Source organism: Pseudoalteromonas sp. EB27 (assembly GCF_001974875.1).
Classification (GTDB): Bacteria; Pseudomonadota; Gammaproteobacteria; order Enterobacterales; family Alteromonadaceae; genus Pseudoalteromonas.
Map to the genome: position 1 here is coordinate 269,604 of NZ_MTQD01000001.1, position 22,897 is coordinate 292,500.

Sequence of the window (22,897 nt, forward strand, 5' to 3'; positions counted from 1 at the left end):
GCTATCAATTATATGTGTTTTTCCGTACTGCAAAATATCAATAATGCGGCAACCCCTTTGGCACTACTTACTAGCTTTAGGTGTTGTAAGTGCGTATTTTCAAGGTTATATAAATTTATATGCTCTGCTGTTCACTGGGCTTTACGTTGTTTTATACTACTGTGTGCAAAATACAAAGCGGGCAATAATACGCGCTATATTAAGTACTGTTTTTATAGTTTCCTCATTGGCGTTAGCACTTCATTGGGTACCTGGTTTTAATAACCTCCCTATTGTTATAGACGAGCGTATTACCAGCGATGCGATTACTTTTACCCTTTATGCTAATTTTGATAAAGCTATGGCTGGGTTATTTCTTTGTGCTTACTTTTTTTCAAACTTAGATTCAAATAAAAAGCCTTTAAAAACAGACTCTAATAAAGCGGGCTCATTAAACGTTAAACAACCCATTTTTATAATTATTGCTACTGTTTTGGCTTCGTTCACTGCGGCTTTAATGCTTGGACTTGTAAGCTTTGACCCAAAAGTGCCCAACTTTTGGTTAGTCTTTATTGCTATTAATCTTTTATTTACCTGTGTTGCCGAAGAAGCTTTATTTCGAGGTTTACTTCAAACTAAGCTTAGCAAAATAATTACACCGACCCGTTTAGCAATACTTGCCCCTGTAATTACTGCATGTATTTTTGCTTTGGCACATTTTGCAGGAGGGTTTAACTATGTATTGGTTTCATTTATTGCAGGCTTAGGATATGGCTATGCTTTTTATAAAACGCGGCGCTTAGAGTGGGCTATTTTATGCCATTGGTTGGTTAATGTTTGTCACTTCTTTTTGTTTACTTACCCTATGCTCAATAAAATCTAAATACATTTACAAATGCTAACAATTTACTTAGTAGTAAACATTGCCCGCATTTGATTTTGTTAGTAATTTACTACTTTAAATAAATTAAAGGATTAATGAATATGCTACGTTTTATAACAACAATAACTGTGCTCGCCACAATAACGGGTTGTTCAAGCATGACTTATCATACAGATATAGACAACGGCGTTTTATCTCAAGAAATTGGCACTTACGTTAATAAAAGAGATTTACAGCAATTTTATAGCGATCAAGAAGCTCACGAGAGTGGCGCAACACTTTTAGGCCGAATAGAAGCTGAAAGCTGTGATGGCGACGGTAGAGGTAAAAATAATGTAAGCTACAATCGCTCTAAATCAAACGCGATTGATTTACTTAAAGCTGATGCTATGCGCAAAGGTGGGAATGCTTTTACTATCAATTCTTGTAGTGAAACCTCTGTATCGTACTGCGACCTATCTGTTTTATGCACCGGACAGGCCTACGATTATTAATAACTTATATATTAAGCGCAAAGCTCAGTAGCACACGCTTTCCAGACTCGATTTTAGATACGCTGTGTTCGTACTTATCGGGTCTGAATAAATACACGCGATTAAATAAATTTATAATGCATTTTGAACATTTAAATACCCCACCCGCTTTAGGTTTTTCTAATACAAAGTTGAGCTTGTAATAGCGCCCTTGCTGCACAGGGTCAATATGGTTCATTACGCTGTGATTAGTTGGGTAAGTAACAAGGTTTATCGAAAATGTATTACTGCTAAAAATAGCTTTGTTTTTAACGGTTGCAATCATACTGCCTCCTATGAGTTTATATGCCGCATTGTAGCATTTAGTAAATTATGAATGCTTAGGCTAAACAATATCAAAATACGATGTCATATAGCTAAACAGCCTGAAACAAAAAAGCCGAGCTTAATAAAGCTCGGCTTTTAATACTTTTAACAACTAACTATTGAGCCGTTATTATTAAATACTATGCGCTTGGGTATTCGCGGTACGCACGTTCTATATTTTTAGCCTGCTTTTTAGAAATACCTAAATGAGCAAGTGCTACACGTAAACGGGCGCGTGATAGGTCAGAGCCTAAAATTTCCATTGCATCAAGCACTGACGTACTTGATGTTTTGCCAGTAATTGCGACAAATATTGGCTCTAAAAAGTCTTTAATTTTTAACTCATGGAATGTTGCAACTTCTTTTGCAATTGCAAAAATAGCGGGTTTTTCAAAGCTACGCAAACCTTCAAGCTGCCATACAAAAAATTGTAGCGCTTGGCGAATTACGTTTTCGTCTGCTTTGCCGGTTGTTAATAACGCAGGATCGTAAGTTGGAATTCCGCCTACAAAGTGCCCTGCTAGTTCAACCATATCCGACAGTGTATTAATACGTGTTTTAACTTCTGGTAATATTTTAGCGAGCATTTCGCCGTTAAACTTCCAATCAACAAAGCGCTGAATTAACTGTTCGTCGGTTAGGTTTTCGCGGATCCACATGCCGTTTAACCAGCTTAGTTTATCTACGTCAAATACCGGACCACCAAGCGATACACGCTTCATGTCGAAGTTTTCAATCATCTCATTAAGTGTGAATTTTTCACGCTCATCAGGCATTGACCAACCCATACGACCTAAGTAGTTAAGCACGGCTTCTGGCAGGTAGCCCATTTCTTTATAGTAATTAATAGACGTTGGGTTTTTACGCTTAGACAGCTTTGATTTATCTGGGTTACGTAGTAATGGTAAGTGACCAAGTACTGGTGCTTCCCAACCAAAATCTTCATACAGTTTTAATAACTTAGGAGCTGAGTTAATCCACTCTTCACCACGGAAAATATGACTAATTTCCATGTGGTGGTCGTCAACTACGTTCGCTAAAAAGTACGTTGGGAAACCATCAGCTTTTAAAAGTACTTGCATGTCTACGTTTTCCCACGGGATCTCAATTTCATCACGTAGGTAGTCGTTAAACTTAAATGTGCCTTCGCTTGGGATTTTCATACGTATAACGTAAGGTTTGCCTGTCGCTAAGTTTGCTTTAATTTCTTCATCTGTATGGTTTAAACCACGGCCGTCGTATTTAGGGCGTAAGCCTTCTGCCATTTGCTCTTCACGCATTTGATCAAGCTCTTCGCTTGTTGCAAAGCAGTAAAACGCTTTGCCATCGTCAACTAACTGATGCGCGTACTTTTTATATAAATCGCTACGCTCAGATTGACGGTAAGGACCAAATTCGCCACCCACATCAGGACCATGATCCCAATCAAGCCCTAACCAACGTAGGCTATCCATAATCGCAAGTTCAGACTCTGGCGTGCTACGTACTTGGTCTGTATCTTCTATACGAAGTACAAATTCACCGCCTTGTTGTTTAGCAAAACAGTAGTTAAATAAGGCGATATAAGCGGTGCCAAGATGCGGGTCACCAGTTGGCGACGGGGCAACACGGGTGCGAATTGTCATGGTATATTCTCTTTAAATAAGTGAGATAGTAAAAGTGGTTTATGCAGCTACTTTGTTTAAATAAGCAATAATATCGTTTGATTCATACAGCCATTGTACTTGGCCATTTTGCTCTATACGCAGGCAAGGTACTTTAACTTTGCCACCTTGCTCTAGTAGCTCTTGACGATATTGCTCATTGTCTTTTGCATCACGCGTTTCTATGTTTAAGCCTTCGCGTTTAATGGCGCGACGTACTTTTACACAAAACGGGCATGCTTTAAATTGATACAGTTTAAATTGTGAGGTTTGCTGATCAAGCTGTGCTTGCTCGTCGCTTGCACGCTTTTTACTGCGAGGAGTAAATACAAAATTAAAGAATAAGATTATACAACCTAAAAACCAACGAACTAATTTCATGTTCTGTGCTCTGCTTACAACAATTTAAGGAGCCAGATTTTAGCACAAATTTGCAATCAAAAAAGTGTAATACTCCGAGAATTACACTCAAGTAATTTAATTTACTAAAAGTGCTTCTATAGCAATACCATATCATCCCTATGAAGTACTTCTGCGCCACTATCGTAATCGAGTAATTGGCCTATTTGACTAGAGTGCGCACCCTTTATTTTATTTACCTCAACGCTACTAAATCGCGTTAAGCCCCGTGCAATCACTTGATTTTTTGCATCTATTAAATCAATTAAATCACCGCGTTCAAAACGTCCAAATGCATTAGTAACGCCTTTAGCGAGTAAACTTGCGCCTTTATTTTGAAGGGCGCCAATAGCACCTGTATCAATAACAATTTGACCGGTACTTTTAGGCCCGGCTAGTAACCATTTTTTACGGCCATCTTTTGGGGCGGTGAGTTTTAAAAAACGCGTGCCTGGTAACTCGTCACTCATACATTTTAAAATAACGTTTTTACCTGCACCTTTAGCAATAATAACTTCAACGCCTGCGCGCCTTGCAATATCGGCGGCTTGCAGTTTAGTTGCCATACCGCCGGTGCCTAAATTTGTGCCACTGCCACCAGCAAGTTGGCGTAGTTCATCGTTTATATGTGTTACCTCGCCAATGAGGGTGGCATCGGCGTTTGTGCGCGGATCGCTGGTAAATAAGCCTTCTTGATCGGTAAGTAGCAATAATTTATTAGCATTAGCCAAAATAGCGACAAGCGCCGATAAATTATCGTTGTCGCCTACTTTTATTTCACTGGTAGCGACTGCGTCATTTTCGTTAATGATGGGTACAACGTCGTAATTTAATAACGCATTGAGCGTATCGCGTGCATTAAGGTAACGCTCTCTGTCGTCTACATCAGCGCGAGTAAGCAGCATTTGTCCTACATTTATCCCATATAAACCAAACAAGCTCTGCCAAATATGAATAAGTTGACCTTGTCCAATTGCAGCAAGCATTTGTTTATCAATTAAGCTTCTGCCACAGGGTTTTAATAGCTGTTCACGCCCAGCAGCTACCGCGCCGCTCGATACTAAAATAACGTGATGCCCCAGCTTTTTAAGCTCGCAGCATTGGCGTACTAATTCAACCATGTGCGCTTTATCTAGTTTATCGGTGCCGCCAGTAAGTACGCTTGTACCAAGCTTTACAACTATTACCTGTTCCCTTTGCATGTGCTTTTTACTAATCATTAATTAAAGATGAATTAATTTATACCAGCTCGGTATTTTTGAACAAGTTAAAAATATTCATGCTAGGATCTGATTTTATTAAATTATATAAATTACTCTCTATGCCTGCCAGTTTGTGTTTAATTATTGCCACCTTTTTATGGGGCAGCTCTTTTATAGCGCTTAAATATGCCATTGCCATTTACGACCCTGCCTTGGTAATATTTTTACGCATGCTCACCACGTTAGTTTTATCGCTTTGCTTATGGCGCTACGTTATTCGGTTTGAGTATTTAAAAGGTGATTGGAAGTATTTAGTGGGTATGTCGCTTGCTGAGCCTTGCTTGTACTTTTTATTTGAAGGTCACGCAATGGAATATACATCAGCCTCGCAGGCGGGTGTTATTGTGTCGTGCTTGCCTATAATTATTGCGCTGCTTGCCTTTTTATTACTTAAAGAATACATAAGCAAAGCCATTGTTGTTGGCTTTACGCTGTGTATTGGCGGCAGTATTTTACTTACGCTTCTTTCACCCAATTCTGAGCAAGCACCTAATCCGTTACTAGGTAACTTTTTAGAGCTGATGGCTATGGTGTGCGCTGCATTTTATACCGTAAGTATTAAGCATTTAGCTAATCGCTACTCCCCCCTTACTTTAATTGCACTTCAAGGTATTAGCGGCAGCTTGTTTTTTGCACCTTTTTTGTTTTTTATCGATCTACCAAGCGAAAACCAACACGACTTAACCGCGCTTATGAGTATTTTATATTTAGGTTCGTGTGTAACCCTTGGCGGCTACGGCATGTACAATTATGCTATTAGCAAAGTCTCGGTATTAACCGCGGCTGCATATTCTAATTTAATTCCTATTTTTACACTTATTTTGTCAGCCATTATTTTGGGCGAAGTGCTCAACGTGTGGCAATGGCTGAGTATATTTGTGGTATTTATTGGTGTAATGGTAAGCCAGCGCCATCAAGAACTTGTGGTTGATATACCACTTAGTGAATCGGGTGAAGATATTTGCGCAGATACAAGCAATCTCAAATCAGTACCTGAGGCAAGCGAATCAAAAGGATAACAGGTCAGCAAGTACAATCCAGGTGTTTGTAAAAAGTCATGTTGAGATTGATGAATAACCTCAATCCCCGTTACTTCATAGTTTTGTATCACCCCACTTTGCAATTGCAAAGTAAACGCCTCCCCCACTTTTGCGTTTTGTAAAAATGCAAAGTGGGTGTCGTTATGCCCTGCTATTAGCGCGCCTTTGTTGTTACCAAACTCTTTACCACCAAGCGCCCCTGCGGGTAAAAATTGGCTTGGCGCAAATGCTAAGTTACGCCCGCTTGCTCCTGCCAATACACTTAAAGTTTTATTGTGGCTTGGCCAATTAAGCTTTGCTGTCACGTAGCTGTCGGCGTAATACCAGGGTTTTACTTTGGTGCCAGATGATTTAAGCGCCTCTTGCCATGCTTGCTCAATTAATACTTGAGCAAGCCACGCTTTTGCCTGCATATAAGCGCCGTGCCCAAATAATCCAAGCCCAGCGATTAGTAAGCCCGCGCTTAGCCACTTTTTCATTTATGTTCCCTACTTAATTTAGGCCCTCGGTTTATTTTAAGCGCGCCAAATCCCAATAATAAAATACAGCCTAACAATATGTGGAGCCTACTTTGCCCATCGGTTTGTGGTAAACGCATTGCCATACCTTGCGGTACTGCATTAGTAGCTTGCGCCGTTTGCTCTGCCACTTCTTTTGTTTGAGTTTGTTCAATCGCTATAAAAGCAGTAAAGGGGCTAAGTAATTGATGAGTAAGTGCAAGCTCCTGTACTTCATCTTTAACGGTACTTTGCTCGTTGTATAAAAGTAATGACTTAATTTTTTGGCGCGCCCACAGTTTTGCTATACCTTGAGCGCTTGAACTATTTTGTGTACTTAATCTAATACTTAAAGGCCCTTGTGCTGTTTGCCCAGCAAGTACCACACTTTTAGCATTATTAAGTTTTATAGCGACCATGATAGGCTCGCCAAAATATAAATCAGGTAGTGGTGATGGCCAAAAATCTAAGCTGTTACCGCTTTCATCGCTTAGCGCCAAATTAGTAATCGCTGGATGTGCAAGCTTGTCAAACAATTGCTGCATTTTAGGTTGCACCTCGCTTGTGCTGCCTATAAACGTAAATGAGCCTTTACCGATATCTGCCGCTCGGCGCATAAAAAAGCTGTTAGGTGCGCTGCCAATGCCCACTGTAAATAAGCGGCTATCGCCTAATTCACTTTGAATATTTTTAAACAATGCGTCTTCATTGCTTACGCTGCCATCGGTTAAAAATACAACTTGGCGTACAAAACCATCAAACTCGCTGCCATCAAGTACGGCATTAAGCGCACCTTGTATTTCTGTGCCGCCGTCGGCTTCTAGGCTATAAATAAATCGCTCTGCACGGCGTAAATTAAAGTCGCTGGCTATAAATGGTTTATCGCTCATTGGAGTCACTATGTTATCAAAACCAATAATATTAAAGCTGTCGTCGCTATCAAGTAATGAAAGCGCATAAAACAACGCTTTTTTAGCTTGCTCCATAGATTGCCCGTGCATAGAGCCCGACGTATCAACGACAAATACCATTTCGCGAGGTAATCGCTGAGTTTGTGTAAAGTGATCCCCCGGTGGCATTAGCATAGCAAGCCCGTATCGATCACCATTTTCAAACTGCTGAGTGAAAAATGCAGCTTGGGCCTGCTCTTTTTGCAGCGGTTTAAACTCAAGTACAAAGTCGCGATTAACTGCATTTTCTTCATTTAACGCTATTTTATATTGCCCAAACGCAGTGTTTTTCACATCAATATTATGAAATTTAGAATTGATATCCACCAGCTCTAAGCCAACGTCTATATCAATGTTTAAGCTAAATTTACTACTTGGTACGTTATCAGTTTGAGTGATGTTTTGAGTGCTGTAAACAGGGCTTAACCAGCCAGTTGGGAGTGGATTTGTATGCGCTTGGTGTTGAGTATTAACCTCAACCTCACCACTAATCGCGTGATAACGCGGTGTAATGGTAGTAGGAAATCTAATAGCGAATGTACCGCTGTTGTAATCAATTATTTCTTGATACTCAAGCTCAATAATTACCTGCTCACCAGGACCAATATTCGCCACATTCGTAATAAACATATTGGCGCGTTGCTGGCGTACGAGTGCCGCTTGCTTGCCTGATTTTTTAGCCTCGTCGTATTTTTTTTCAGCCTCCACTTTTTTATCAATTTGGCCTTTAATAACTCGCTCACCTATACGCATCGTCATGGCATGTACGGCGCTTTCATCTGGCAATGGAAAAACGTAGCGCGCATTAACTGCAAACGGATTTTCGTTTTGATAGGTTTGCGTTACTACAACATGATTAATCAGGCCGGTTAAGGTCATATTGGCATCGCTTTTTAATATTATTGCTGGCCCTGCTGGCGCACCATTGCTATCAAAAAGCTCTAACTTGGGTGATTGCGCATGGCTTTTAAAGCTCGCTAACAGCACAATCACTATGAATATAAAAATGCTTACTTTAGTAAGCATTTTGGTTGGTTTACTCAACATAAAATCACTCCATCGAACGCTTAGCTTTACTTAGGTTCCGTTAGGTTTAGTTACTCGCCGTTTGGCCATTTACACTATTCATTGAGCGAGTGGTAAGCGTTACGCGTCTATCAAAAAAGTTGTCTTCCACCGTATTGCTGTTAGCCAATGTTTGCTGCTCGCCAAATGCCTGCGTGCTTAAGCGTTTGTGGCTCACGCCGTGTTTTATTAAATAGCTTTGCACGGCATTTACACGCGCTTTAGAAAGTAAAAGGTTAGCTTGCTCATCGCCGCGTTGATCGGCAAAGCCACTTAAATCAAGTGCGAGTTGTGGTTGGTTGTTTAACAAGGTAACCAGTTGATCTAACTGCAGCGCAAAATGCGGGGCAATAACACTTGAACCTGTTTTAAATTGTACCGTCATCGCCAATAAGTTATTAATTTGAACTTGAGTTAACTGCTCATTTTGATTGGCAAGCACTTCTAGCTGTTGCTCTAAGATATTATTGTGGTTAAGCACGTGTTGGTAATCGCTGGTTTTTTCTTTCATGACCGTAATAGCACGCTCTTGCTCTGCAATTTTGTTATCAGCTACTTTTGAATCACCTATTAAGCCACCGGCAAATGCCCCAATAAACGCACCAATTGGCCCGCCTACTACGCCGCCAATAATAGCGCCTGCACCTAGCCCAATAGCCGTTTCTTTATGGGCTTCTTTTGATGGCGTGTTAGATGTTGAGGCAATTGCTGGAGTACAAAAACTAGCAACGAGTGTTAATGCAATTAATGTCTTCTTCATGATTTGATCCTTAAACTTATCTTTAATTTGTGATGTTTTGTTTTGATGGACCTATTAAAACAAGCTCAAGTGGCAACAAAGGGGATCAAAAATGGCAAACTGCTGAGCAATTGTGGCAAAAAAATGGCAATTGCCTTTTTAAGCGTACTTAGCTTAAAAACTTCGATATAGTGCACAGCAGAGCCGATAGGATAATGATTAAGATGAAAAAAATAGCCATCGTTGAAGATGAACCCGCAATCCGCGAAAACTACATAGAAATGCTGAGCGCACAGGGCTACCAAGTAAGTGGCTTTGCCGATCGCGCTTGCGCAGAAGCTGCATTTAAAAATGCCCTGCCCGATTTAGCCATAGTTGATATTGGCCTAGCCCATGAAATAGATGGTGGTTTTTTACTGTGCCAAACATTGCGATCGCTTTCTAAAACACTGCCTATTATTTTTTTAACCGCCCGCGATAGCGAAATAGATACCGTATGCGGCCTGCGCATGGGCGCCGACGACTACCTAACGAAAGACATAAGCTTGGCTCACTTGGCTGCACGTATTGGTGCGCTGTTTCGCCGAATGGAAGCACTTGAGCAACCCGCTGATGCAAACGCACTCATAACACGCGGGCAATTAACGCTCGACACACAACGTATGCAGGTATTTTGGCAACAACAATTAGTTGATTTAACCGTAACCGAATTTTGGATGCTGCATTCACTCGCCCAGCGACCAGGCCATGTTAAAAGCCGTAACGAATTAATGAGCGATGCTAAAATTTATGTAGACGACAGCACCATTACTTCACACGTAAAACGTATCCGTAAAAAGTTTATAGCACTCGACAGCGCCTTTGATTGCATAGATACCGTGTATGGCATGGGCTATCGGTGGGAACAACACTAATGCTACGATTTGGTCTGCGCAGTAAATTTATATTACTTTCATGTTTTTTGTTTTTGCTGCCGTGGCTTGGCTACGAGTACGTATGGGAAATGGAAAAGTTTTTACGCCAAGGCCAAGAAAAAACCCTCGTAGGCACTACTCGCGCACTTGCTACTGCACTACATGAGCGCCCCGCATTATTTGACGAGCAAACCAACTTTTTAGACCAAGTAGTAAAAGGCCGCGATTTATACGCTTATAATCTTAAAAATCCTATTCAGCTCGACGGTAAACTTAACGATTGGGACAACTACCAACCGCTATTTTGGCATTACGACAAGCGCTACTTACAAAAAACAGATAACAAACATCAAGCCAGTGACTTATCGTTTGATCATATGGTGGGAAAGTTTGATAACTACTTATACGCCGTATTTAAAGTCACCGACAATACCCTTATTTATCGCGCTAAAAATAGCTTAAGCATTACTAATAACGATTATTTACAAATTGGCCTAAAAACGCCTGACGGCCAGTTTAACACTTACATTATTGCGCCACGCCAAAACGGCTGGGTTAATGCGTTTGATGCAAAAACCAAAGCCCCTTTTACTAAAATCCAGGGCTATTTTGAAAGTACCGAATCTGGTTATAACGTAGAGCTGCGTTTTCCTATTAACATGCTGGGCAACAAACTTGGCTTTGCCATTGTTGATGTTGATAATAAAGAGGCACAGCTAGAGCCTAAAATAATGTCGACCTCAAACTTAAATAACCCAAACGATTTAGGCTCAGTACTCGTACCTTCCCCAGAAATTAGCCGTATTTTAAAAGGCATGGGCCACAGTGGTAGCCGCATTTGGGTAGTTGATAACCATCATCGTGTACTTGCACAATCGGGTACTATTCAAAATGCAGATGGCGTATGGGCTGATGGGCTTGCTAACCAAGCACCTAAAACTTGGTGGCAGCGCTTTGAGCAAAATTACTTGCACCCACTTTACTATAAAATATTAACGCGCCCCGAAAATGAGTTTTTAGATACCCTGCACGATGTAGCTTCTATGCAGGGCACACATTTAGCTAAAGCATTAAAAGGGCAACCAGCATCGTCTTGGCGATTAACACCCGACAGCAAAGCTGTTATTTTATCGGCCGCTTACCCTATTTGGATCCAAGACCAAGTAATTGGTGCAGTAATAGCAGAGGAAACCACTAACGGCGTACGTACGCTACGTAATAAATCGCTCGAAAAACTGTTCAACGTTATTTTAGCCGTAATGCTAATTGGTACTGTCACCTTGTTCTTTTTTGCCTCGCGTATATCGAACCGAATTAGGCGACTGCGCGATACAGCTGAACAAGCAATTGATGCACAAGGGCGTGTTACCGGCAGTATTAATTACAGCGATGCTAACGATGAAATTGGCGATCTGTCTCGTAGTTTTTCAAACATTGTTAGTCGACTTGGTGGCTATACCGATTACTTAGAAAATATGTCGTCGCGATTATCACACGAGCTGCGCACGCCGGTTGCCGTAGTACGCTCGTCACTCGAGAACTTACAAAGCTTGCCGCAAAACGAGCTGAGCCAAAAATATCTCGATCGCGCCAGCGAAGGCGTTGAACGCTTGGGTAAAATAATAACCACCATGAGCGAAGCCACTCGCCTTGAACAAAGTATTCAAAGCAACGAACCTGAGCCTTTTGATTTACAAAAAGTAATAAATGGCTGCATGCAGGGCTATCAGCTTACTTACCCACACCAGCTATTTACGCTTGATGTATGCCAAAACAAATTACCTATGCAAGGTGCACCGGAGTTTATAGCTCAGCTACTTGATAAGCTTATTAATAACGCGCTGGAGTTTAGTGAAGCCAATACGGCTATTAATGTAGGCCTTAAGCAGAGCGAAAATAAAGCAATATTAACAGTGAGTAACACAGGCCCCGCGTTACCCGAAGGATTAACTGAGCATATTTTTGACTCTATGGTGTCGGTACGTAGCCAGCAAATGCAGCAACAGCCACATTTGGGGTTAGGTCTTTATATTGTAAGGCTGGTGTGCGACTACCATAAAGGCAGTGTAACAGCGCAAAATGACGAGCAAGGTGATGGTGTCGTATTTACCGTAACGCTGCCGTTAGCTAATAGTTAGAGCTGTATTTATACCGTTATATTTGTACCGTTATATTTATAGCTACAGCATTATATGCAAATAGTAATTACGCAATAAATTAAATTCAGCTGTATATTTTTAGTTAAAAATAGTTATTTTAATTTACCTTAACTCCATATAAATTAACAAATAAACCCCTCTCACCCCTCAAAACCTGCCAGTTACAATTTAGTACAACTTCAAATGTAACTATTCACTTTTAATTCAGTCGAATGACCATACCCTACATCATATTAAAGTATTAAATTGAAGGAATACTCATGAAACCATCACTAGAGCGTGAAGAACTAGACTTTATTTTTGACTTATACAGGCCCTCTAAAAAACCGGAGTCTGAAAATGTAAAACCTAAAAGTACAAACTACAAAGAACTAAGAAAGCACGACGCGACTAAAAACCAAGGCGTATCGCACTATTTAGTCTAATTTTATTGCGCTTGGGATTTCTCATGTTCTAAAAATGCTTTAATGCAGTTTATTTCTGCAAGTTTTACTTCTTCGCCTATTTCAGGGCCTTTTTTGCCATTTTTAAGTGCATTTTGCACTACTTGCTTCTTATCCATTTTTTGCAGTTCAGTATGAATTGCTCGCAGCTTAGCTGCTTGCGGATATGGCTTATCTACCAGTGTTTCACCACGCCCTTGTGCATCGCATTGGCATGCTTGGGTAAACGCTATAAAACGTTCTGGGTGTACCAACGCATTTAAGTTAGTCACTATTAGCTTGTGAATAGTTTGCGGCCTTAACTGATCAATCGTGTGGCAAAGGGTATGATTATCACTGGTGAGTACACCAACATCGCGAAAACGATTAGGCACTTTTAAGCGCTCACAAAACGCCTCAATAACTGCAACACCTTCGCGTTCGTGCCCACGTAGGTTTCCATACTTTTTAAAACTAAGCGCTTTTCCAAAATCATGGGTTAGTGCAGCAAAACGTGCTTCCAAGTTAAAATTTAAATCGGCAGCACGCCTAAGTACCAGCATAGTATGTACAAATACATCCCCTTCAGGATGATGGTTTGCTGGTTGCGGTACATTAACCATGCGCTCAAGCTCTGGAAAAATACCTAAGCCTTGCAGTGCTTCAAAATAAAGCTCAGGGTACTTTTCACCCAGTGCTTTTTCGGTTTCAAGCCACACGCGCTCTGGTACTAAATGATTTAGCTCACCTTTATTTTTAAGCTCACGCATTAGTGCATACGTACTTGGGTGAATACGCCAATCACTGCCATAGCGCGCTAAAAAACGGGCAATACGCAGTACTCGAACAGGGTCTTCTACAAATGCCTCAGTGGTGTGGCGCAGTGTTTTATTTTGTAAGTCAGTTTGGCCATTAAACGGGTCAATAATATTACCGTGTTCATCAAGCGCCATTGAATTTATGGTTAAATCACGCCTTGCTAAATCTTCTTCTAGCGTTACAGTTGGGCTGGCATCAACCACAAAGCCAGTATAGCCTTTGCCACTTTTACGCTCCGTGCGCCCTAGTGCATATTCTTCTTTTGTTTTTGGGTGTAAGTAAACCGGAAAATCGCTACCTATTGGTACAAAACCTAGCGACTGCATTGTTTCTGGCGTTTCACCAATCACTACATAATCGTTATCTTTTGATTTTATATTTAGCAGCTTGTCGCGAACTGCCCCACCAACGAGGTAAACTTGTTTTAAGTTACTTTTCACTTTATTCCCATAAACATTAATAAAATTGTTTGATGTTAATCATAACATTAATTAAAAAATTCTGCGGTGTTTGCCAAGCTCAAGTAAGCTCATTACAATGGCGCATTATTTTCAGCTATAGCCTCACAATTAATGAAAAACCATTCATCAAAAAAAGAACTTATGTTACTACCCATTTTATTAATGGTTATTTTAATGTGTGTGGCGGGTCACTTTTTACTACAAGCAAATTTTCAAGACAGTAATATGGTTGAATACATGTTAGCAGCACTGCCGTTTGCTATGTTTGGATTGGTTATTGTGGCGTTTAAAATGGCGGCTAAAAGCGAAAAGGATGAACAAAACGAGCAGGACTCTTAATCCTGCTTTTTGGCTAATTTAAAGTACGTGGTAGCCAAACCAGTCTGGCTTTATCGGCTGCGATATACCGCTGGGCGTGAGTTTAATGTTTAGCTGGCTATCGAGTAAATCAATGGCAAAGCAATCGTCTACGTCATGTAAATCATCTTTATGAATATGGCTAAGGCCTGCAAGTAAATCGTTTTTAGCACGCTCTTTAGCTTCATGGCTACTACTTGCAACATACAACGCAAAGTCGTGTTGCTCAGCCATAGAATCACTTCTGTAAGCGCCTAAATTTACAAAATAGAGTTGTTTATTTTGCTCCACATAGCTATCGACTACTTCTACTTTAAAGCCATCAATATGATTAATTGCCATGTAACTATCCATGTGAACACTACTTCTGTCGCCTACCCACTGGCTTTTTAACTTTGAGTAGGTTTGCTCTATATTCTCCCCTACAACAAAACGAATATCATGCATTTCAATGTGGCAACCTCGAATCCGGCCACCTAAATAAACCATAAATAACTGCATGCTTTTCCTTAACCTAAATTATCAACATCAATATTATGCTTTTTAATCAACTTATAAAAATCTGAGCGGTTACGTTTAGCAAGCTTAGCGCCTTCGGCTACGTTACCACCTGCCATTTTTAAAGTGTTAATTACATAGTCGCGCTCAAACTCTTTTTTAGCGTCGTTTAGTGATAATGGTTCTACATTTGTTTCGTTACTATTTAGCGCTGCTAACACTAAGTGCTCTGAAATAACATCGCTTGGCGTTAATGCTACAACCTGCTCTACTACGTTTTGTAGTTGGCGGATATTACCTGGCCAGTCGTAACGCACAAGCGCATGCATCGCATCGCTTGCAAAGTGTTTTTCAGTTTGCTTCATGCGCTTAGCAATGCTTGCACTAAAATGCTGTGCTAATAAGCTTATATCTTCGCGGCGCTCACACAGTGGCGGTAATTTTAAATTAACTACGTTTAAGCGATAGTATAAATCTTCTCTAAATTGCTGGCTTAAAATAGCTTCAGGAAGATTTTTATGTGTTGCCGATACAATACGTACATCAATTGCTATTTCTTCTTGAAAACCCACCGGGCGAATTGTTTTTTCTTGTAATACGCGCAGTAACTTAACCTGCAAGTTAAGCGGCATATCGCCTATTTCGTCTAAAAATAACGTGCCGCCCTCAGCTTGTTGAAACAACCCTTGGTGATCTTTAATTGCGCCTGTAAAAGAGCCTTTTTTATGACCAAATAATTCGGACTCTAAAAGCTCCCCTGGTACAGCGCCGCAGTTAATTGCAACAAAAGGTCCGTTACTTACATGGCTATGTTGATGAATCGCCTGTGCGAGTAGCTCTTTACCTGTACCACTAGCCCCCGAAATCAATACATTAACTTGTGTTGGCCCAAGTAGTTTTACTTGCTCAAGCAAGTGAAGCATTGTGCCGCTACGCGTAACTATATTACTTTTTGGGGCTGCTTCATCAGCGTTAACACCGTGAATTTCTATCGCTTTAGCAAGGCTGTCAAATAGCTCATCTTTATCTACAGGTTTAGTTATAAATGCAAAAATGCCCTGCTTAGTTGCCTCTACTGCATCAGGAATTGAACCGTGCGCTGTCATCATAATGACAGGTAATGCAGGGTAGCGGCTTTGCAACTGACGATGCAGCGCCATGCCATCCATTTCATCCATACGCAAGTCGGTTATTACGGCGTCAAACACTTGGCTTTTAAGTATTTGTAGTGCGGTTAAGCCGCTTTCACAGGTCGTTACTTCGTACCCTTTTGATTCGATACGAATAGCGAGCAGTTTTAATAAGCTAGCGTCGTCGTCAACGAGTAATACTTTTGCACCTTGCACTTTAGTTGCTGCCATAGTTACTGCTCCTTAGTTTCTTCTCGTAGTAAAAGCTGCTGCTCAATTGTTGCTAAAGATGAGAGGGTTTCTTGCATTTTATTGTTAAGTGCTTGTTGCTCTTTTTTAGCATTTATTTGCATAGTCACTTGTTGCTTTTGAAGCCATAAATATTGCTTTATATCATCTGGCCAAAAGTAAGCAAGATCGAGTTTTAGCAACTTAGTCATTACTGTATTTGGATCATCATTTATGTTTAAGCACATAAATTTAAAAAAGCGTTTAAGATCGTTTTCGCCTGTAAAAATATCTTTTTTTGGCACCAATTTAAATCCGCCACACTGATTAGCGTGCCATGCAATAACTTGCTCTGCTGGAGGGTAGCTAGGTTCTATTTTTGGTCTGGGTTTTGGGCTTGGTTTGCTGTTTTTGTCGTTTTTTATTTTAGTATCGACCACAGGTGCTGGTGTAATTGACACACGCTCTTCTTGCCCATTATTAATTTCACAACCAGATATAACCATGCTGCTACTGAGCACACATAAAATAGCGATTAAACGCAAGCGCATGTTAATTAACTCCTAGATTTTTTGTTATGGGAATTTTAATTGAAAACCGGCAACCATGTGGCTCATTATGTTCAACAGTAAGTGTACCTCTTAGCTGTTCAACAGACTCTTTTACAATAGTTAAGCCCAGCCCACTGCCTTGCAGCGTAACATTTTTACTGTGTTTACCTTGATAAAATGCGCTGAAAATTTGAGTTTTTTCTTGCTCTTTAATACCGCACCCTCTATCGAGCACAGCGATACAAAGTTGATTTTGCTCAAGCGCTAAATTAATAGTAACGCTTTGCTTATCTTCTGAAAATTTTAAGCCATTTGAGATAAGCTGAATTAAAATCATCTCAATAAGCTCACTAGGTAAAGCAAGCGGTTTATTTGGTAAGTCATTTTTCCATTGCAGAGCCTGCTCACGCGCACTTAAGCGATGCTCAAAATGGCTATTTATTTTATTAATAAGGAGGCTAAATTCAACTTCGCTTAGACTGTCTTTACTGGTACGAATCGCATTATAACTCAATAAACTGTCAATCATTGTGCGAAGGCGCACCATAGATTGGCTAATAAGCTCAAGTACCGCTTTTTGCTCACCTGTAATTGGGCCTACTATTTCATCAGTTAGTAAGTCAGTACCTTCGACCATTGAAGCTAACGGCGTTTTTAGCTCATGGGTAACATGGCGTAAAAAAGTATCTTTTTGCTGCTCAAGCATATGTAGTTGCTCTTGCACCCACTGAAGCTTCTCTCCTAGCTCAACTAGCTCAGCTGACCCCTTAACAGATATTTTTTGCTGCCAATGTCCCTGTCCTAGCTTATCAATAACCGTGGTTAACCCTTTTAGTCGCCCACTTATGCGCCATAAAAAACCACCACCTACAATTAAAGTAAGTGGAATAAGTGCCACCAGCCAGTTTATAAATGAGGCTTGCAAGCTTGTCAGCTCATTTTGGTTATTGGTAATTTGCGCTTCGTTTTTATCACGTAACCATAAAGTAAGTTCAGCGACTAAATCGCTCACTGGGACAAACAACTCAGCTTGTTGTTGTTTTTGCTCAACCAATTCAACATGCGCGGTTTGTAAGGTGGTATATAAGCGTTGCCATTGGTGGGTATAATCTTTATTCATGTTTACAAATTTAAGCTCATCAATGCTTTGCAGGGATGATTGCCATTTATCAACGATGAGTTTGTCGAGCGATTCACTTTTTAATACCCAGTTTTGCCTAGTGGCCCGCTCAAGACTGTTGAGTTCTTGTTTTAGAGTATTAAACGATTTAGTAACTTGGTAATTGTTACTCACAATACTTTGAGTGATAGCTAATTGCTTGTTAAGCGCATTTAAAAATACAATCACCACTATAGAAAGCGGGAGCAACGAAAGCAGCATACTCATTGCAAATTGCCCGATTAAATTAGGCCGCCAGTTAAGCATTGCTTGGTATTTTTTAGCTATGGTTGCTGGCATTTCGTTTAGTCCTTTTAAATTAAGCGTTCTATTATTAAGTGCTTACCTTATACACTAGCTGAACCAGCAATTATATTTAATACGATTAACAGCCAGTGCTACAAAAACAATGTGTCGCCAAATAGAGACAGCGTAAGCCATTGATTTTAAAAACATCTCTTTAATCTCGCTACATAGTGTTGCAAAAGACATACAAAAATTACAATAAACCCCGTAAAAAATTCTCACTCTCCTCAAGTTAAAACGCTAAGCATTTGAAAATTAATAATAATTATTATTGGCATCATTTTTGTAATGCTGTTACTAACTTTAATCAATAAGGAAATAATTATGAACAAACGCATTTTAGTAGTTTCATCATTACTAGCTTTAGGCTTTTTAGGCGCTAACGCACACGCAATGGACGTTCACGCGACTTTTAACGAGCTTGATAAAGACAGTAACGGTACATTAAGTGAAGCCGAAGCAGGTGAAGATGCCGTTTTACATGAGAATTTTTCTCAAATTGATACCAATCAAGATGGGCAATTGTCGCTAGATGAATTCAAAAAATTTATTCAATAAACTCATTTAATAAGGAACGTGATTATGAAACAACTTATAGCCGCTTTTTCATTAATGTTTTTAGCAATTAGTGCCACTGTAATTGCATCCCCAACAAACGTGCGCTTTGCTCATTTAGATAAAGATATGGATGGACAAATATCAATTGTAGAAGCAAAGGAAGACAAGGAAGTAATGAGACAATTTGCCGACTTAGATGAAGACGGTGATGAAAAAGTCTCAAAAAAAGAATTTGAAAGCTTTAAACCTTAATCAGTAATTACTGATTAAGGTTTACTTAAGCTTGTTACAGGTAAACTGAGCTTAAAAGCATTTGCCATAATCCCTGAGGGAGTGTGTAAAAGGATTTAATGTTGGGAGTTAAATTACGGCAAGTGCTTTTTCCTTTTTACTTTGTTTTAGTCACGAACTTTTAATACATCTTTTGGAAGGAACACCATGAAGATACTTCCCCTTGTTATAAGCATTTTAATGCTATTAAGTTTTGATGCCGCGGCACTTGATGTAAAGCAACGCTTTGATCACCTAGATAGCGACAAAAGTGGCTATTTAACACACGACGAACTTGATCCCCAGCCACAACTTTTAAACACCTTTGTAAAATGGGACAAAAACCAAGATAACCAAATTTCGCTAGTCGAATTTAAAAGTTATCTAACTAACAACCTTTACTAAGTGATTTGTATGAAAAGTATTAGCTATATAACGCTGCTGGCGTTTAGTATTTTTAGCACATTTAGTTTTGCCGCAAGTAACGATATTGCAAAGCAATTTAAAAAGCTAGATAAGAACAAAGATGGTTTCTTATCACGTTCAGAAACCGCTTTAGATCCGGCTTTGTGGTCACGGTTCTCAAGCTACGATAGTGATAAAGATGGCAAGTTAGCACTAAATGAATATGGCTTATATGCAAGTAAGTAGTTTTATAGCTAGGTAAACAAGCACCTAGCTTATTATATTTATATCTATTAATTACGTTCAGGCTTTATTTTTAGAGCAATGCGCCAAATACTCTGCATCAGTAGGTTTTGGGCTCACCATAAAATCCATTTTGAGATAAGTTAGAATAGGTTGCTTACTCGTATTTTCAGTTGTCGCTTTCCAGCGCCATAAACCCACAGCAGCAGCTGCATTATTATCAAACACACCCTCAGGGTAGGATGCAATAACCTTATACCCTTGGGCTTCACCTTGTGAATTAATTAACATAGCAAGCTCAACACAACCTGAAATACTTTTCTTAGCAGCTTCTATCGGATATCGCGGCTCTACTCTTTTAGCAACATCCCAGTATTCACCTGCCTTACTTCGCAGTTCAGGACTCGATAAATCAATAAAACTCGGCATTTCATCGTTTACTTGTTGATCAGACGTTGAGCCACAGGCTGTTAGCATCATGCTCAACGGGAGTAATAAATAGAGAGCTTTCACAGTATTTCCTTATTCTTGATGCTTATTTAGTTATTTGTAATATCCGTATTAAACTCATACCCATCAGATTTTATAAAGGTTCGATCTAAAACGTTACACACACTTAAAGTAACTTTAGAGTGAGGTAAATAAGTACTTTGTTCAAACCTTATAATCTTTCCCGTTACTTGAAATGTTTCATCAGTAGGAGGTTTTTTTAATTTTACCTGTTACTTGAAATGTTTCGCCAGCCGGACAATTTTTTAAATATTTTTTACCTACTGGTATTGAATCAATCATGAAATCAATTCTGATATGAGTAAGTACAGGTTGTTTAGCTACATTTACGTTAGTAGGTAGCCAGGCCCATGTATTTAAAGATTGCGCTGCGGCTTCATCAAATAACCCCTTAGGGTATGAAGAAGTTACTTTATATCCTTGCGCCTTACCCTCAGAATTAATAATAGTCATGAGTTCTACACAACCAGCAAGACCTTTTTTTGCAGCAGCTATTGGATATCGTGGTTCTGTTCTTGTGGAAATATTCCAATAGTCTTTCACCCTGTCGCGCAGCTCAACACTTGATAAATCTATATAATCGCGTATTTCAGCATTTGATACATCAGTATGGTTTAGCTTTTCTACACTTTTATCTGCAGTAGGTGTCGATCCACATGCCGCAAGTAATGAAGTTAATGGGAGTAATAAATAGAGGGCTTTCATAGCGTTTCCTTATGCTTTATTGATTTTTTGCATACTAAACAATCACATCAATTACCTATTTTGTAAACAGTTAATATAGAGAAAAGCCTTAAAATGAGGTCTATCAATTCATTGGTATTATAAAATCAAGTTTGTTAATGTAAGTAAATTAACAATAAAAATTAAGTAACTATGCCACTCAAAAAAATAATCAAACCACTCATACTAGCCAGCCTTTGCGCTAGTTCTAGTTACACTCTCGCACAAACAAAAGTAATTTATAACGCCAATGGTTATACCCCTTTATACAAAGGTGAAGTACAGCAGTTTTCTACCCTCGTTATTAAAAATGGCAAGGTAGTTAAGCTCGGTAGCGAAACACTTAAAGATAGCTACCCAGATGCCAAGCTAATTGACGCGCACGGTAATACCTTATTACCTGGCTTAATTGATGCTCATGGGCACGTTATTGGCCTAGGAGATAATTTATCGCAACTTGACGTACGCGGCGCAAAATCGGTAGATGAAGTAACAAATAAACTAAAAGTATTTGCCGATAACAAACAAGGTTGGATTATAGGGAGAGGTTGGAACCAAGAGCTTTGGGCTGATACACGCTTTCCTACGGCTAAAGATTTAGACAAAGTAGTGAGCGATCGACCTGTGGTTCTTTCGCGGGTTGATAGTCACGCCATTTGGGTTAATTCAAAAGCGCTCGAACTTGCTGGGATTAACGCCCAAACAAAAGCGCCCGAAGGCGGTGAAATAATTAAAGACGAATTTGGTAATCCTACAGGTATTTTTGTAGATAAAGCAGAATCGCTAATTACCCAGCATATGCCAGCCCCTTCAAAGCAAGATATAAGTGACTCACTAGATGCAGCAGGTAAGCATTTATTAAGTTTAGGCATTACCTCTACTCACGATGCAGGTATTGATAAAGCCACATGGGAGGTTTACAAAGAGCGCGGCGACCTTGGTAATTTACCGCTACGTATTGTGGCAATGTTAAGTGGTGCAAGCCCTGATTTAGATACAATGTTAAAGGCAGGCCGATACCACGACAAAAATGACTTTATGGAAATTCGCAGTGTTAAAGTTTACGCAGATGGCGCACTTGGCTCTCGCGGAGCTGCTCTGATTGAAGAATACGCAGACCGATCTGGCCACCATGGTTTAATGCTTGAAACACAAGAAAAACTCGAAGCGCTCTTTACACAAAGCTTTAAAAGCGGCTTTAGCGCAAATACCCACGCCATTGGCGATAAAGCAAATAAAGTAGTACTTGATGCCTATCAAAATGTGTTTAAAAAAACGGGCGGTATATTGCTACGTAATCGAATAGAGCACGCACAAATTGTAACGCCTGAGGATATCCCTCGCTTTAAAGCGTTAAAAATAATCCCTTCAATGCAGCCAGTACATGCCACTTCTGATATGCATATGGCAGAGCAACGCTTAACTGAAAAACAATTAAGCGGAGCCTACGCTTGGCAAACATTTTTAAAGCAAGGATCGGTTGTTGCAGCAGGGTCTGATTACCCTGTAGAGCTTGCAAATCCATTTGATGGTTTGTATTCAGCCATTACACGCATGGATCATAACAAACTACCTGAAAACGGCTGGCGCGCAAGTGAAGTACTAAGCCGCGAAGATGCATTACGTGCATTTACGCTCGGTGGCGCCTATGCGGCTCATCAAGAATTTAAGGTGGGCAGTTTAGAAAAAGGTAAATGGGCCGACTTTATTTTAATTGATAAAGACTACTTTAAGGTGCCTGTTGACGAGATATACAAAACAAACGTCCTGCAAACATGGGTAGCGGGAATAAAACGGTACGAAAAAACCAAAACAGAAAATACTATCGATAAATAAAACCAAAAAGGGTTAACGCAAGTTAACCCTTTTTGTTTGCTATGATAAAACA

General features: G+C 39.9%; 26 protein-coding genes. 12 read left to right on the top strand and 14 right to left on the bottom strand.

All coding sequences use genetic code 11. The features are described from left to right. Window positions 1–226 precede the first annotated feature (226 nt). Entirely contained in the window at window positions 227–862 is a 636-nt protein-coding gene (locus tag BW142_RS01155; RefSeq protein ID WP_253188787.1) for a CPBP family intramembrane glutamic endopeptidase, read from the top strand. 101 nt (window positions 863–963) lie between these two features. Further along, window positions 964–1,356, top strand: a complete 393-nt coding sequence (locus tag BW142_RS01160) for a hypothetical protein (RefSeq protein ID WP_076923775.1) — start codon at window positions 964–966, stop codon at window positions 1,354–1,356. A 4-nt stretch (window positions 1,357–1,360) separates the two neighbouring features. Here the strand turns inward: BW142_RS01160 and BW142_RS01165 are convergent, their stop codons facing one another. The 4 genes from BW142_RS01165 to proB form a co-directional block, all read right to left on the bottom strand. Continuing rightward, window positions 1,361–1,660: a hypothetical protein gene (locus tag BW142_RS01165; protein WP_021032137.1), complete on the bottom strand. Its 300-nt coding sequence runs from the start codon at window positions 1,658–1,660 to the stop codon at window positions 1,361–1,363. A 181-nt stretch (window positions 1,661–1,841) separates the two neighbouring features. Further along, the gene (gene gltX / locus BW142_RS01170; RefSeq protein WP_076923618.1) at window positions 1,842–3,326 is read right to left on the bottom strand and encodes a glutamate--tRNA ligase; all 1,485 of its coding nucleotides are present in this window, start codon (window positions 3,324–3,326) and stop codon (window positions 1,842–1,844) included. 39 nt (window positions 3,327–3,365) lie between these two features. Continuing rightward, entirely contained in the window at window positions 3,366–3,725 is a 360-nt protein-coding gene (locus tag BW142_RS01175) for a glutaredoxin domain-containing protein (protein ID WP_007581591.1), read from the bottom strand. Window positions 3,726–3,841: 116 nt separating this feature from the next. After that, window positions 3,842–4,945, bottom strand: coding sequence for a glutamate 5-kinase (gene proB / locus BW142_RS01180; RefSeq protein ID WP_076923776.1), 1,104 nt, complete (start codon window positions 4,943–4,945; stop codon window positions 3,842–3,844). A gap of 119 nt (window positions 4,946–5,064) precedes the next feature. Between proB and BW142_RS01185 the strand changes: the two genes are divergently transcribed. Beyond that, window positions 5,065–6,024, top strand: a complete 960-nt coding sequence (locus BW142_RS01185; RefSeq protein ID WP_024604368.1) for a DMT family transporter — start codon at window positions 5,065–5,067, stop codon at window positions 6,022–6,024. Here the strand turns inward: BW142_RS01185 and BW142_RS01190 are convergent. The 3 genes from BW142_RS01190 to pdsO are packed head-to-tail and all read right to left on the bottom strand — an operon-like array spanning window position 5,919 to window position 9,317. After that, window positions 5,919–6,524: a class GN sortase gene (locus BW142_RS01190; RefSeq protein ID WP_076923619.1), complete on the bottom strand. Its 606-nt coding sequence runs from the start codon at window positions 6,522–6,524 to the stop codon at window positions 5,919–5,921. The two genes, BW142_RS01185 and BW142_RS01190, sit on opposite strands and share 106 nt — an antisense overlap. After that, window positions 6,521–8,539, bottom strand: a complete 2,019-nt coding sequence (locus BW142_RS01195; protein ID WP_076923620.1) for a marine proteobacterial sortase target protein — start codon at window positions 8,537–8,539, stop codon at window positions 6,521–6,523. The genes BW142_RS01190 and BW142_RS01195 overlap by 4 nt, the downstream gene beginning before the upstream one ends. Before the next feature lie 46 nt (window positions 8,540–8,585). Further along, a complete protein-coding gene (gene pdsO, locus BW142_RS01200; RefSeq protein ID WP_076923621.1) occupies window positions 8,586–9,317 on the bottom strand; it encodes a sortase-associated OmpA-like protein PdsO in 732 nt (243 codons plus the stop codon). Window positions 9,318–9,520: 203 nt separating this feature from the next. Between pdsO and pdsR the strand changes: the two genes are divergently transcribed. The 3 genes from pdsR to BW142_RS20680 all read left to right on the top strand — a co-directional run bounded on the left by pdsR (window position 9,521) and on the right by BW142_RS20680 (window position 12,794). Further along, window positions 9,521–10,210 carry a proteobacterial dedicated sortase system response regulator gene (gene pdsR / locus BW142_RS01205; RefSeq protein WP_076923622.1) on the top strand — a complete coding sequence of 230 codons (690 nt, stop codon included), beginning with the start codon at window positions 9,521–9,523 and terminating at the stop codon, window positions 10,208–10,210. Beyond that, window positions 10,210–12,348: a proteobacterial dedicated sortase system histidine kinase gene (gene pdsS, locus BW142_RS01210; protein WP_076923623.1), complete on the top strand. Its 2,139-nt coding sequence runs from the start codon at window positions 10,210–10,212 to the stop codon at window positions 12,346–12,348. Before pdsR ends, pdsS begins: the two co-directional genes overlap by 1 nt. 281 nt (window positions 12,349–12,629) lie before the next feature. After that, window positions 12,630–12,794, top strand: a complete 165-nt coding sequence (locus BW142_RS20680) for a hypothetical protein (RefSeq protein WP_007581574.1) — start codon at window positions 12,630–12,632, stop codon at window positions 12,792–12,794. Between the two features lie 2 nt (window positions 12,795–12,796). On the opposite strand, the gene BW142_RS01215 is transcribed toward BW142_RS20680, so the two are convergent. Next, a complete protein-coding gene (locus BW142_RS01215; RefSeq protein WP_024598651.1) occupies window positions 12,797–14,050 on the bottom strand; it encodes a multifunctional CCA addition/repair protein in 1,254 nt (417 codons plus the stop codon). Window positions 14,051–14,182: 132 nt separating this feature from the next. On the opposite strand from BW142_RS01215, the gene BW142_RS01220 reads away from it, so the two are divergent. Further along, entirely contained in the window at window positions 14,183–14,410 is a 228-nt protein-coding gene (locus BW142_RS01220; protein WP_024598652.1) for a hypothetical protein, read from the top strand. A gap of 18 nt (window positions 14,411–14,428) precedes the next feature. Here the strand turns inward: BW142_RS01220 and BW142_RS01225 are convergent, their stop codons facing one another. The 4 genes from BW142_RS01225 to BW142_RS01240 are packed head-to-tail and all read right to left on the bottom strand — an operon-like array spanning window position 14,429 to window position 18,294. After that, complete coding sequence (locus tag BW142_RS01225) at window positions 14,429–14,929, bottom strand: DUF1543 domain-containing protein (RefSeq protein ID WP_076923624.1); 501 nt, start codon at window positions 14,927–14,929, stop codon at window positions 14,429–14,431. 8 nt (window positions 14,930–14,937) lie between these two features. After that, window positions 14,938–16,287, bottom strand: coding sequence for a sigma 54-interacting transcriptional regulator (locus BW142_RS01230; protein ID WP_076923625.1), 1,350 nt, complete (start codon window positions 16,285–16,287; stop codon window positions 14,938–14,940). A gap of 2 nt (window positions 16,288–16,289) precedes the next feature. Further along, window positions 16,290–16,835 carry a hypothetical protein gene (locus tag BW142_RS01235; protein WP_024598655.1) on the bottom strand — a complete coding sequence of 182 codons (546 nt, stop codon included), beginning with the start codon at window positions 16,833–16,835 and terminating at the stop codon, window positions 16,290–16,292. A gap of 1 nt (window position 16,836) precedes the next feature. Continuing rightward, on the bottom strand, window positions 16,837–18,294 hold the full coding sequence (locus BW142_RS01240; protein WP_076923626.1) for a HAMP domain-containing sensor histidine kinase: 1,458 nt from the start codon (window positions 18,292–18,294) through the stop codon (window positions 16,837–16,839). A 330-nt stretch (window positions 18,295–18,624) separates the two neighbouring features. Here BW142_RS01240 and BW142_RS01245 point away from each other — a divergent pair, with 330 nt between their 5' ends. The 4 genes from BW142_RS01245 to BW142_RS01260 all read left to right on the top strand — a co-directional run bounded on the left by BW142_RS01245 (window position 18,625) and on the right by BW142_RS01260 (window position 19,779). Then, on the top strand, window positions 18,625–18,858 hold the full coding sequence (locus tag BW142_RS01245) for an EF-hand domain-containing protein (RefSeq protein WP_024598657.1): 234 nt from the start codon (window positions 18,625–18,627) through the stop codon (window positions 18,856–18,858). Between the two features lie 24 nt (window positions 18,859–18,882). Next, the gene (locus tag BW142_RS01250) at window positions 18,883–19,110 is read left to right on the top strand and encodes a hypothetical protein (RefSeq protein ID WP_007581559.1); all 228 of its coding nucleotides are present in this window, start codon (window positions 18,883–18,885) and stop codon (window positions 19,108–19,110) included. 186 nt (window positions 19,111–19,296) lie between these two features. Further along, window positions 19,297–19,533 (top strand): calcium dependent protein, encoded by a 237-nt coding sequence (locus BW142_RS01255; protein WP_024598658.1) that lies wholly within the window; start codon window positions 19,297–19,299, stop codon window positions 19,531–19,533. 9 nt (window positions 19,534–19,542) lie between these two features. Continuing rightward, the gene (locus BW142_RS01260; protein ID WP_076923627.1) at window positions 19,543–19,779 is read left to right on the top strand and encodes a calcium-binding protein; all 237 of its coding nucleotides are present in this window, start codon (window positions 19,543–19,545) and stop codon (window positions 19,777–19,779) included. A 57-nt stretch (window positions 19,780–19,836) separates the two neighbouring features. Here BW142_RS01260 and BW142_RS01265 read toward each other — a convergent pair whose 3' ends face one another. Together BW142_RS01265 and BW142_RS01270 are read right to left on the bottom strand one after the other, a co-directional pair. After that, window positions 19,837–20,289 (bottom strand): energy transducer TonB, encoded by a 453-nt coding sequence (locus tag BW142_RS01265; protein WP_076923628.1) that lies wholly within the window; start codon window positions 20,287–20,289, stop codon window positions 19,837–19,839. Window positions 20,290–20,469: 180 nt separating this feature from the next. Next, entirely contained in the window at window positions 20,470–20,991 is a 522-nt protein-coding gene (locus BW142_RS01270) for an energy transducer TonB (RefSeq protein WP_076923629.1), read from the bottom strand. 171 nt (window positions 20,992–21,162) lie between these two features. Between BW142_RS01270 and BW142_RS01275 the strand changes: the two genes are divergently transcribed. Continuing rightward, window positions 21,163–22,845, top strand: a complete 1,683-nt coding sequence (locus BW142_RS01275; protein WP_076923630.1) for an amidohydrolase — start codon at window positions 21,163–21,165, stop codon at window positions 22,843–22,845. The last annotated feature ends 52 nt before the right edge of the window (window positions 22,846–22,897 follow it).